Annotated in this window: 10 protein-coding genes; 3 read left to right on the top strand and 7 right to left on the bottom strand. The window is 70.9% G+C overall.

Translation table 11 applies throughout. The features are described from left to right. Positions 1–134: 134 nt before the first annotated feature. A complete protein-coding gene (gabT, locus tag AOK11_RS18260) occupies positions 135–1,469 on the top strand; it encodes a 4-aminobutyrate--2-oxoglutarate transaminase (RefSeq protein ID WP_055594786.1) in 1,335 nt (444 codons plus the stop codon). A gap of 476 nt (positions 1,470–1,945) precedes the next feature. Then, complete coding sequence (locus AOK11_RS18255) at positions 1,946–2,581, top strand: phosphatase PAP2 family protein (protein WP_055594785.1); 636 nt, start codon at positions 1,946–1,948, stop codon at positions 2,579–2,581. A gap of 325 nt (positions 2,582–2,906) precedes the next feature. On the opposite strand, the gene AOK11_RS18250 is transcribed toward AOK11_RS18255, so the two are convergent. The 7 genes from AOK11_RS18250 to AOK11_RS18220 form a co-directional block, all read right to left on the bottom strand. Next, positions 2,907–3,362, bottom strand: coding sequence for a hypothetical protein (locus tag AOK11_RS18250; RefSeq protein ID WP_055594784.1), 456 nt, complete (start codon positions 3,360–3,362; stop codon positions 2,907–2,909). A 173-nt stretch (positions 3,363–3,535) separates the two neighbouring features. Beyond that, positions 3,536–4,939 (bottom strand): NAD(P)/FAD-dependent oxidoreductase, encoded by a 1,404-nt coding sequence (locus AOK11_RS18245; protein ID WP_055594788.1) that lies wholly within the window; start codon positions 4,937–4,939, stop codon positions 3,536–3,538. Positions 4,940–4,944: 5 nt separating this feature from the next. Next, complete coding sequence (locus AOK11_RS18240; RefSeq protein WP_055594783.1) at positions 4,945–5,745, bottom strand: ABC transporter permease; 801 nt, start codon at positions 5,743–5,745, stop codon at positions 4,945–4,947. Further along, positions 5,745–6,680, bottom strand: coding sequence for an ABC transporter permease (locus AOK11_RS18235; RefSeq protein WP_055594782.1), 936 nt, complete (start codon positions 6,678–6,680; stop codon positions 5,745–5,747). Before AOK11_RS18235 ends, AOK11_RS18240 begins: the two co-directional genes overlap by 1 nt. Then, a complete protein-coding gene (locus tag AOK11_RS18230) occupies positions 6,680–7,846 on the bottom strand; it encodes an ABC transporter ATP-binding protein (protein ID WP_055594781.1) in 1,167 nt (388 codons plus the stop codon). The genes AOK11_RS18235 and AOK11_RS18230 overlap by 1 nt, the downstream gene beginning before the upstream one ends. Positions 7,847–7,850: 4 nt before the next feature. Next, on the bottom strand, positions 7,851–9,098 hold the full coding sequence (locus tag AOK11_RS18225; protein ID WP_055594780.1) for an ABC transporter substrate-binding protein: 1,248 nt from the start codon (positions 9,096–9,098) through the stop codon (positions 7,851–7,853). 48 nt (positions 9,099–9,146) lie between these two features. Continuing rightward, positions 9,147–10,682 carry a gamma-aminobutyraldehyde dehydrogenase gene (locus AOK11_RS18220; protein ID WP_055594779.1) on the bottom strand — a complete coding sequence of 512 codons (1,536 nt, stop codon included), beginning with the start codon at positions 10,680–10,682 and terminating at the stop codon, positions 9,147–9,149. A 201-nt stretch (positions 10,683–10,883) separates the two neighbouring features. Here AOK11_RS18220 and AOK11_RS18215 point away from each other — a divergent pair, with 201 nt between their 5' ends. Then, a complete protein-coding gene (locus AOK11_RS18215) occupies positions 10,884–11,510 on the top strand; it encodes an NADAR family protein (protein WP_381025774.1) in 627 nt (208 codons plus the stop codon). The last annotated feature ends 267 nt before the right edge of the window (positions 11,511–11,777 follow it).

The following is an 11,777-nucleotide window of genomic DNA, read 5'->3' as shown; positions in this document are numbered from 1 at the left end:
GGCCCCCGCTATGTCCACACCGGACAACCCGGCCCCCCGGACAACGCCCACATGGAGCATGCCCAGTCTGCTCTCCCCGCCCTAGCCTGCGAGAAAAGAAGGCAAGTGTCCGTTACACCCCCCAGGAGCCCCTCATGACCGCACTTCCGCAGGAGCGCCGCCTCGTCACCGCCGTCCCGGGCCCGAAGTCGCAGGAGCTGCAGGCCCGCCGTACCGCCGCGGTCGCCCAGGGCGTGGGCTCCGTACTGCCCGTGTTCGCCGCGCGTGCGGGCGGCGGGATCATCGAGGACGTCGACGGCAACCGGCTGATCGACTTCGGCTCGGGCATCGCGGTGACCTCGGTCGGCGCCTCCGCCGAGGCCGTCGTACGCCGTGCCGCCGCCCAGCTCGCCGACTTCACGCACACCTGTTTCATGGTCACGCCGTACGAGGGGTACGTGGCCGTGGCCGAGGCGCTCGCCGAGCTGACCCCGGGCGACCACGCCAAGAAGTCGGCCCTGTTCAACAGCGGCGCCGAGGCCGTCGAGAACGCCGTCAAGATCGCGCGGGTCTACACCAAGCGGCAGGCGGTCGTGGTGTTCGACCACGGCTACCACGGCCGCACCAACCTCACCATGGCGCTGACCTCGAAGAACATGCCGTACAAGCAGGGCTTCGGGCCGTTCGCGCCCGAGGTGTACCGCGTTCCGGTCGCCTACGGCTACCGCTGGCCGACCGGCGCCGACCAGGCGGGCCCGGAGGCCGCCGCCCAGGCCATCGACCAGATCTCCAAGCAGGTCGGCGCGGAGAACGTGGCCGCGATCGTCATCGAGCCGCTCCTCGGCGAAGGCGGCTTCATCGAGCCGGCCAAGGGCTTCCTGCCCGCGATCAGCAGGTTCGCCGCGGACAACGGCATCGTGTTCGTCGCCGACGAGATCCAGTCCGGCTTCTGCCGCACCGGCCAGTGGTTCGCCTGTGAGGACGAGGGCATCGTCCCGGACCTGATCACGACCGCGAAGGGCATCGCCGGTGGACTTCCGCTCTCCGCCGTGACCGGACGCGCCGAGATCATGGACGCGGCCCACTCCGGCGGCCTCGGCGGCACCTACGGCGGCAACCCGGTGGCCTGTGCGGGTGCGCTCGGCGCCATCGAGACGATGAAGGAGCTGGACCTCAACGCCAGGGCGAAGGCGATCGAGGCGGTCATGAAGACCCGTCTGACCGCGATGGCCGACAAGTTCGACCTCATCGGTGACATCCGCGGCCGCGGCGCCATGATCGCCATCGAGCTCGTCAAGGACCGTGCGACCAAGGAGCCGAACCCGGAGGCGACGGCGGCGCTGGCCAAGGCCTGCCAGCAGGAGGGTCTGCTGATCCTGACCTGCGGCACCTACGGCAACGTGCTGCGCTTCCTGCCGCCGCTGGTCATCGGCGAGGACCTGCTGAACGAGGGCCTGGACATCCTCGAGCAGGCGTTCGCACGCCTCTGAACAGGCATGCGTGCACATCTGAGCCGTCACCGGAGCGGTTGAGCCGCCCCGGTGGTACCGCCGGGGCGCGAGCGGCGGAGCGTGTGAAGAACGTGTGCGGGGTGGATGGCAGGAGCCTGTTGGCCCTGTCCCGGGCCCACCCCCTGCCGTAGGTTCTACCGGGACAAGAGATACACCCGCTCACGGGGAACTGTGAGCGGTACGGGCCGAGGCCTCCCCAGCTTCGCCCTGGTCGTGCCCTCGCGCACACAACCGGAGCCCCCCGGGTTCCGGGTCTCCTCACGATCGGACGGCCGCCCGCCCCACACCCCCCGGGGCGCGCGGCGTTCCGATCCGGATGGCAGCCCACGCGTCACGCGCGGCAGGCCGTTCCCCGAAGGGCCAGTGCTCACCCCCCCCTTGCACTGGCCCTTCGGCGTGCTCCGAGACCTGCCGCCGCGAACGGCGGCGCGTCCGCGAATGCGAAGCTGTGCACCATGCTGCTGCTCGGACCTCCCGTTCTCGTCTTCGCGCTGATCACCTGGCAGGTCGTCGCCGACGGCCCCCTGGTGGATCTGGACGAACGGCTGAGCAGGGTACTCCTCCGGCCGGACCGGGCCTCCGAGCTGCTCGCCGACCTCGGCAACACCGAGGTGGCCGTGCCCGTCCTGGTGGCCGCTCTGGCGTACGTCGCGTGGCAGGGGTGTACCGCGGGCCGGGACCGCTGGTGGCTGCCGCCCGCGGCCGGAGCCGTGGCGATGGCCCTGGTGCCGGTGCTCGTCATGCCCCTGAAGGCCTGGACCGACCGCCCCGGCACCCCGGCCGTACCCCCGGCGGTCGGCTACTACCCCTCCGGCCACACCGCCACCGCCGTCGTCGCGTACGGTGCGGCGGCCCTGCTCCTCGTCCCGCTGCTGCGCTCACCGGTGGTCCGCCGCGCGCTTCTGCTGCTCTGCGCCGCCCTGGTCGCCGGCGCCTCCTACGGCCTGGTGCGCCGGGGCTACCACTGGCCGCTGGACGTGGCGGCCAGTTGGTGCCTGGGGGCGGTACTGCTGATCTGCCTGTGGCTGTCGGCCGGCCGGAGCAGCCGTCCGGCAGCCGCCGACCGGCAGTCGGCCGGTCGGCCGGCGTAGCCGCAGGCGCCGCGGACGGGGGCGGGGAGCGCGCACGGGGAGTCCAGCCGTACAGGTCCGTTCGTCGAGGCCGGATGCGAAGCCGCCGTTCCTGATGGGGTCCGCGTCGGCCGCACGGGCGGCCGACGGTATACCGGACGCGGCGGGAGCCGCGATGACGAGCACGGTGAGAGGACCGAACGGCTGGAACGGTCTGCGGCGGTCCACGACTGCCTCCGGGTACGGGGGAAATGAGGAAAGGAAGGTGGGGGGACGGAGCGCCTTCGCGTCGGTCCGGGCCACTCGGGTCGTCAAAGCCTCTGCCACTGGTCCGTCGTCCTGTCGGCTACGCCTCCTCCCGCCCGGCGAGCCCCGCCGCCGCCTCGTGCATGGCCAGTTCGAGCAGGACCGGGTCGGTGAGCGTGCCCGAGCCGTCCGGCGGGAACAGCCAGCGCGTCCCGCCGGCCGACGCGCGGCCCGGATACGGCACCACGATCCAGGTGCCGTCCCCCGCCGTACGGATGCCGGTGCCGACCCAGCGGGCCGCGGTGCCCGGCGGCACGAGGAAACCCATCCGCGCGTCACCGAAGTCGACCAGCACCGGGCCGGGCCGGTCGAGGACGCGGGTGAGCACGTCGAGCGTGGGGTAGCCGAGCTCGCCCGGCAGGATCAGCACGTCCCACGCCTTGCCAGCCGGCAGCAGCGCCACCCCGTGCGGGTTGCGCTCCCACTCCCAGCGGCACGCCTCGGGATCGGGTGCCACCGAGGAGAGCCACTCGACCGCCGGCTTCGTCCCTGTCATCACAAACGCCTGCCTCTCTGCCGTGGACGCGGGAAGGTCGCGTCACGAGGAGGAGAGGAAGCTTTCCGCCGGGCATTACGCGGGTTTCGGCACCCAAGGGGAGTGAACCGGATCACGCCCGTCGAAATCCGGCCGCCACTGCCGAAAACCGGTCACGCCGCCGGGAACCGCTCTCAGCTGTCGAAGCCCAGCCCCAGCCTGTCCATCGTCCGCAGCCACAGGTTCCGGTGGCCCTCGTGGGTGTCGGCGTGCGCCAGCGACCACTTGGTGAGCGCGATGCCGGTCCAGGCGAAGGGCTCGGGCGGGAACGGCAGCGGCTTCCTGCGCACCATCTCCAGCTCCGTGCGCTCGGTGCGCTCCCCCGCCAGCAGGTCCAGCATCACCTCGGCACCGAAGCGGGTGGCGCCGACGCCGAGCCCCGTGAAGCCGGCCGCGTAGGCGACCCTGCCCCGGTGAGCGGTGCCGTAGAACGCCGAGAAGCGGGAGCAGGTGTCGATCGCGCCGCCCCAGGCGTGGGTGAAGCGGACCCCCTCCAACTGCGGGAAACAGGTGAAGAAGTGGTCGGCGAGCTTCGCGTACGTCTGTGGCCGGTCGTCGTACTCGGCCCGCACCCGCCCGCCGTACGGGTAGACCGCGTCGTAGCCGCCCCACAGGATGCGCTGGTCGGCGGTCAGCCGGAAGTAGTGGAACCGGTTGGCGCTGTCGCCGAGTCCCTGCCGGTTCCTCCAGCCCACGGACGCCAGTTGTCCGTCGGTGAGCGGCTCGGTCATCAGGGCGTAGTCGTAGACCGGGACGGTGTAGAGGCGGGCCCGTTTGACCAGGCTGGGGAAGATGTTGGTGCCGAGGGCGGCCGTGCGGGCGCGGATCTGCCCGTAGGGGGTGCGGACGGACATCCCGGCGCCGTACGGGCGCAGGGTGAGGGCGGGGGTGTGCTCGTACACGCGGACGCCGAGGTCGAGGCAGGCCCGCTTGAGCCCCCAGGCGAGTTTCGCCGGGTGGAGCATGGCCACGCCCCGGCGGTCCCAGAGGCCGGCCAGGAAGGTGGGTGAGTCGACCTGGGCGCGGACCGCGTCGGCGTCGAGGAGGTCGACGCCGTCGGCGAGGCCCCGGCGGTCGATCTCCCGGTACCAGTCGCGCAGTTCGCGTGCCTGGTAGGGCTCGGTGGCGACGTCGAGTTCGCCGGTGCGTTCGAATGCGCAGTCGATGGCGTGGCGGGCGACCGTCTCCTCGATGGCGTCGAGGTTGCGCGCGCCCAGCCGCTCCAGCCGGTGGATCTCGTCCGGCCAGCGGGCCAGGCCGTTGGCCAGGCCGTGGGTGAGGGAGGCGGCGCAGAATCCGCCGTTGCGGCCCGAGGCGGCCCAGCCCACCTCGCGCCCCTCCACCAGGACGACGTCCCGGTCCGGGTCGCGTTCCTTGGCGATCAGTGCCGTCCACAGCCCGCTGTATCCGCCGCCCACCACCAGCAGGTCGCAGGTCTCGGCGCCGGTGAGGGCGGGCCGGGGCTCCGGCCGGCCGGGATCGTCCAGCCAGTACGCGGTCGGCCGGGCATCGGCGAGGGATTTCGTCCAACGGCTCATGGTCTTCACGCCTTCTGCCGCTTGCGGCGGTTGCCGACGGTCATGGAGACCAGCACCAGCAGGACGGCGACGACGAACATGGCCGTACCGACGACGTTGATCTGTACCGGGGTTCCGCGCTGCGCGGAGCCCCAGACGAACATCGGGAAGGTGACGGTGGAACCCGAGGTGAAGTTGGTGATGATGAAGTCGTCGAAGGACAGGGCGAAGGCGAGGAGCGCGCCCGCCGCGATGCCGGGGGCGGCGATCGGCAGGGTGACCCTCAGGAACGTCTGGGCCGGACCGGCGTACAGGTCCTGGGCGGCCTGCTCCAGGCGCGGGTCCATCGACATCACGCGTGCCTTGACGGCGACCACGACGAAGCTGAGGCAGAACATGACGTGGGCGATGAGAATCGTCCAGAAGCCGAGCCGGACACCCATGTTGAGGAACAGGGTCAGCAGCGAGGCCGCCATGACCACCTCGGGCATCGCCATCGGCAGGAAGACCAGCGAGTTCACGGCGCCGCGGGCGCGGAAGCGGTAGCGGACCAGCGCGAAGGCGATCATGGTGCCGAGCACGGTGGCGCCGAGAGTGGCCCACAGCGCGATCTGGAGGCTGAGCGACAGCGAGCCGCACAGGCCGGAGACCCCGCACGGGTCCCTCCAGGCGTCCGTGGAGAACTCCTGCCACTCGTAGTTGAAGCGGCCCTTGGGCTTGTTGAACGAGAACACGGCCACCACCACGACCGGCAGCAGCAGATACCCGAGCGTCAGCAGTCCCGCGATGACGACGAGACGGCGCTTGAGCCAGTTGACGAAGGTCATCACACCAGATCCTCCGTGCCGGACTTGCGGATGTAGACGGTGACCGCGAACAGGATCGCGGCCATCAGGATGAACGAGAGCGCCGCGGCCGTCGGGTAGTCCAGGATGCGCAGGAACTGCGTCTGGATCACGTTGCCGATCATGCGGGTGTCGGTGGAGCCGAGCAGGTCCGCGTTGATGTAGTCGCCGGTGGCCGGGATGAAGGTCAGCAGCGTGCCGGAGACGACGCCCGGCATCGACAGCGGGAGGGTGACTCTGCGGAAGGTGGTCGAGGGCCTGGCGTACAGGTCGTTCGCCGCCTCGTGCAGCCGGGGATCGATGCGCTCCAGGGAGGTGTAGAGCGGAAGGACCATGAACGGCAGGAAGTTGTACGTCAGACCGCAGACGACGGCGAGCGGGGTGGCCAGCACCCGGTCGCCGGCGGTCCAGCCGAGCCAGGAGGTGACGTCCAGTACGTGCAGCGCGTTGAGGATCTCGACCACGGGGCCGCTGTCGGCGAGGATCGTCTTCCAGGCGAGGGTGCGGATCAGGAAGCTGGCGAAGAACGGCGCGATCACCAGGATCATGATCAGGTTCCGCCAGCGTCCCGCGCGGAAGGCGATCAGATACGCCAGCGGGTAGCCGAGCACGAGGCACAGCACGGTCGCGGAGGCCGCGTAGAGCACCGAGCGGACGAACTGCGGCCAGTACGCGGACAGTGCGTCCCAGTAGGTGGCGAAGTGCCAGGTGACCTCGTAGCCGTCCTCCAGGGAGCCCGTCTGGACGGAGGTGGAGGCCTGGTAGATCACCGGCAGTGCGAAGAAGACGAACAGCCACAGCAGGCCGGGCAGCAGGAGCAGGTACGGCGTCCGGCGGCCCCGCTTCCGCGGCGGCTTCGCCCGCGGGGCCTGTGCCGGGGCCGGCGCCGGGGGCGGCGACTGGGTGACGGTGGCCATCAGACGGCCTCCTCCCCGACGGTTTCCACACCGGCGTCCGCGTCCTGTGCGGCGTCGAGACCGAAGGTGTGCGCCGGGTCCCAGTGCAGGACGACCTCGGCGCCGGGCGCCAGCCGGTGGTCGCGGTCGATGTTCTGGACGTAGACCTCGAACGCGGTGCAGACCGGGCTGTCGACGACGAACTGGGTGGAGACACCGAGGTAGCTGGAGTCGGAGATCCGGCCGGTGATCCGGTTGCGGCCCTCGGGTATGCGTCCGGCGTCGTCGGCGGGGACGAGGGAGATCTTCTCCGGGCGGACCCCGAGCAGCACCTTGCCTCCGGCCGCCGTGGGGCCGCTGTTGCGCGCCGAGGGCAGGACGAGCTTGCCGCCGCCCGCCTTCAGCACGATGTCGTCGCCCGACCTGGTGTCGACGTCGGCCTCGATGAAGTTGGACGTGCCGAGGAAGTTGGCGACGAACGTGGTGCGCGGGTTCTCGTACAGCTCGCTGGGCGGGCCGAGCTGCTCGACGCGGCCCCCGTTCATCACGGCGACCGTGTCGGCCATGGTCATGGCCTCCTCCTGGTCGTGCGTGACGTGCACGAAGGTGATGCCGACCTCGGTCTGGATGCGTTTGAGCTCCAGCTGCATCTGACGGCGCAGTTTCAGGTCGAGGGCGCCGAGCGGCTCGTCGAGCAGCAGTACCTTCGGGTGGTTGATCAGGGCGCGGGCCACGGCGACCCGCTGCTGCTGGCCGCCGGAGAGCTGGTGCGGCTTCTTGTGGGCCTGCTCGCCGAGCTGGACGAGTTCCAGCATCTCGCCCACCTGCTTCTTCACGCTCCTGATGCCGCGCCGGCGCAGACCGAAGGCGACGTTCTCGAAGATGTCGAGGTGCGGGAAGAGGGCGTAGGACTGGAAGACGGTGTTCACCGGCCGCTTGTACGGCGGGAGCGCGGTGACGTCCTGGTCGCCGAGACGGACGGTGCCGGCGGTGGGTTCCTCCAGGCCGGCGATCATCCTGAGGGTGGTGGTCTTGCCGCAGCCGGACGCGCCGAGCAGCGCGAAGAAGGAACCCTCGGGCACGGTCAGGTCGAGGGGGTGGACGGCGGTGAACGAGCCGTAGGTCTTGCCGAGGCCGGTGAGGCGGACGTCCCCGCCGTGGGCGGCCGTGTCGTGCGTCGTCTTCATCTCGTCACGCCCCCGTGAGCTTCGCGAACTTCGCTTCGAATGCCGTCTCTTCCTCGGCGCTCAGGGAGCGGAAGGAACGGGACTTGGCCTGCATGGCCTGGTCGGGAAGGATCAGCGGGTTGTTCGCCGCGTCCTCGTCGATCTTCGCGAGCTCGTCCTTCACTCCGTCGACCGGACAGACGAAGTTGATGTAGGCGGCGAGCTCGGCGGCCGGCCGCGGCTCGAAGTAGTAGTCGATGAGCCGCTCGGCGTTGGTCTTGTGCCGGGCCTTGTTCGGGATCATCAGGTTGTCGCTGGACGTCATGTAGCCGCTGTCCGGGATCAGGAAGTCGATGTCCGGGTTGTCCGCCTTCAGCTGGACGATGTCGCCGGCCCAGGCGACGCACGCGGCGAAGTCGCCCTTGCTGAGGTCGGAGGTGTAGTCGTTGCCGGTGAAGCGGCGGACCTGCCCCTGGTCGACGGCCTTCTGGAGGCGGGCTATCCCCGCGTCGTAGTCGTCGGCGGTGAACTTCTCCGGGGCCTTGTCCATGTCGAGCAGGGCCAGACCCATGGTGTCGCGCATCTCGGTGAGGAGGCCGACGCGCCCCTTGAGCTTCGGGTTGTCCAGCAGGTCGGAGAGCGTCTTCACCTCGACGCCGTCGAGCGCCTTCTTGTTGTAGGCGATGACGGCCGCGATGCCCTGCCAGGGGTAGGAGTAGGCACGGCCCGGGTCCCAGTCGGGGCTGCGGAACTGCGACGACAGGTTGGCGTAGGCGTGCGGCAGGTGGGACGGATCCAGCTTCTGCACCCAGCCGAGCCGGATCAGGCGGGCGGCCAGCCAGTCGGTGAGGACGACGATGTCGCGGCCGGTGTCCTGGCCGGCGGCGAGCTGCGGCTTGATCTTGCCGAAGAACTCGGTGTTGTCGTTGATGTCCTCGGTGTACGTGACCTTGATGCCGGTCCGCTCGGTGAACGCGTCCAGCGTGGGGTGTTCGCGCCCGCTGTCGTCGACGTCCATGTACTCGGTCCAGTTGGAGAAGGCGACGCTCTTCTCCTTCTCCGAGTGGTCCTCGGCCGATACGCCGCCCCGGGTGCTGCCCGCCGGGGGGATGCCGCAGGCGCTCAGCGCCCCGACGCCGCCGAACGCGAGCGCGCCGCCCGCGGAGGTGCGCAGCAGGGACCGGCGCGACAGGGCCGCCCTGCCGTTGCGGAAGCTGCGCCGCACGGCGGCCACCTGGGCCGGGGAAAGGCGGTCGGGCTCGTACTGCTCCATACGCGTGGTGCCTTTCGGAGTGAGGCCGTCGGTCGGTCGGCCCGGTTTCTATCGGTCCCCGAAGATCGTGCGGTGCCAGTCCTTGCGAACCGCCGCCGTATTGTCGAACATGACGTGCTTGAGCTGGGTGTACTCCTCGAACGAGTACGCGGACATGTCCTTGCCGTGGCCGGACGCCCGGTAACCGCCGTGCGGCATCTCGCTGATGATCGGGATGTGGTCGTTGATCCACACGCACCCGGCCCTGATCTCGCGTGTGGCGCGGCCGGTCCGGTACACGTCCCGGCTCCAGGCGGAGGCGGCGAGTCCGTACGGCGTGTCGTTGGCGAGCGCGATGCCCTCGTCGTCGGTGTCGAAGGGCAGGACGACCAGTACCGGTCCGAAGATCTCGGCCTGTACGGCCTCGCTGTCCTGCGGGGCGCCGGCGATCAGGGTGGGCCGGTAGTACGCGCCGGCGGCGAGTTCCCCGCCCGGAGCCCGGCCGCCGGTCACCACGCGCGCGTAGGCGCGCGCCCGGTCGACGAAACCGGCCACCCTCTCGCGCTGCGCGTGCGAGACCAGCGGGCCGAGATCGGTCCCGGCGGCGAAGGGGTCGCCGAGCCGCACGGTCTCCATGAGCGCGGCGGTGCGTTCCACGAACGCCTCGTAGAGGGGGCGTTGCACATACGCGCGGGTGGCGGCCGTGCAGTCCTGGCCGGTGTTGATGAGCGCGCCCGCGACCGCTCCGTTGACGGCGGCGTCGAGGTCGGCGTCGTCGAAGACGACGAAGGGCGCCTTGCCGCCGAGTTCGAGGTGGACGCGCTTGACGGTGGCGGTGGCGACGGCGGCGACCCGCCTGCCCACGGCGGTGGAGCCGGTGAAGGAGGTCATGGCCACGTCGGGATGGCCGACGAGGTGCTCGCCCGCCTCCCGGCCGGTGCCGGTGACGATGTTGATCACGCCGTCCGGGATGCCGGCGTCGGTGGCGGCCCGGGCGAAGAGGAGTGAGGTCAGCGGGGTGATCTCGGCGGGCTTGAGGACGATCGTGTTGCCCGCGGCGATCGCCGGGAGGATCTTCCACGCGGCCATCTGGAGGGGGTAGTTCCAGGGTGCGACGGAGCCGACGACGCCGATGGGTTCGCGGCGCACGTAGGAGGTGTGGTCGCCGGAGTACTCACCGGCCGACTGACCCTGGAGGTGCCGGGCGGCGCCGGCGAAGAAGGCGATGTTGTCGATGCTCCCGGGGACGTCGAACTCCCGGCTCAGCTTCAGGGGCTTGCCGCACTGCAGGGACTCGGCGCGGGCGAAGTCCTCGGCGCGCTCGGCGACCACGGCGGCGAACCGGTGCATCGCGTCGGACCGCTCGCCCGGGGTGGCGCCGGCCCACGCCCCGAACGCCTTCCGCGCGGCGGCGACGGCCGCGTCCACGTCGTCGGTGCCGGCGAGTTCGTAGGCGTACACGTCCTCGCCGGTGGCCGGGTCGACGACCGTGTGCGTACGGCCCGAGGTGCCCTTCGTCAGGCGTCCCGCGATGAACTGCGCCCCGTCGGCGAATCGTTCCCGCGCCGGAAATCGTTCCGGGGTGGCGTTGCCGGGGTGCTGCATGTCGCTCTCCTCCGTTTCCCGAGGGGGCGGCGTGGCGCCAGCTCGATTTGAGTGCCGATCCTGACAGAGGCATGCGATGCCAACAAGTGATTCCGTTGTTTCCATTTGGTTAAGCAACGAAATCTGTCGGAGGAGCGTTGTGCGAACACGGAAAGGACAGGCCGATTGTCGGTGCTGCCTGCGAAACTCGCGCGCATGGGGATGAACACGGAGGCCGAGAAGGGCATGGAGAAGGCTGTGACCGCGGTGGGAGCCGGGGCGATCGATTCCCGGGAGGCCCTGATCGAGGCAGTGGCGACCGGGCAGCGGATCAAGTACCTGCACTTCTGGGGGCACCAGCCCCTGCCCGACGGCCGGATCGGGGCGGGCTGCCTGAGCCAGTGGTGGCCGTCGCCGTTCACGGTGGACGGCGCGACCTACAAGACCGCCGAGCACTGGATGATGGCGGCCAAGGCCCGGATCTTCGCAGACCCGGAGGCGGAACGGAAGATCCTGGCCGCAGAGCACCCCGCCGACGCGAAGAAGGAGGGCCGCCTCGTCCGGCACTTCGACGAGGCGACCTGGCGGCGCGAGCGGTTCCGTGTCGTCGTCGAGGGCAGCACGCACAAGTTCGCCGCCCACGCGGACCTGCGCGCCTTCCTGCTGAACACGGGCGACCGCGTCCTGGTCGAGGCGAGCCCCAGGGACCGCGTCTGGGGCATCGGGCTCGGGGCGAAGAACGAGAGGGCGTCGGACCCCGCCCAGTGGCGCGGCGCGAACCTTCTGGGCTTCGCCCTGATGCAGGCCCGCACCCGCCTCCGGGAGGCCGGGGCCGGGACGGACTCCTGAGCGGCTCCGGTCCGGCCGGCCGCGGTGAGGGCCCGGTGTCCGGACCGGCGCACCGGGACCGCACCCGGCCGCGTGACCGGGTGAGAGCCGCCCGGATGCGGCCGGCGCTACACCACGAGCATCCGGGCACGGACGGTGGCCGGGGTCGGTCCGGGCCGACCGGGCGAACCGGGCGAGGTCCGTCTCGCGGGCCCCTACGGAGGTCGCGCGTGCCTGCCCGGGCCCGGTCGTCGGCGCGGGTGGGGGCCGGGCAGGCACGCGCGACCT

The sequence above is a fragment of the Streptomyces hirsutus genome, from assembly GCF_001418415.1.
Taxonomy (GTDB): Bacteria; Actinomycetota; Actinomycetes; order Streptomycetales; family Streptomycetaceae; genus Streptomyces; species Streptomyces hirsutus.
This window is presented reverse-complemented; position numbering and strand designations above follow the sequence as displayed.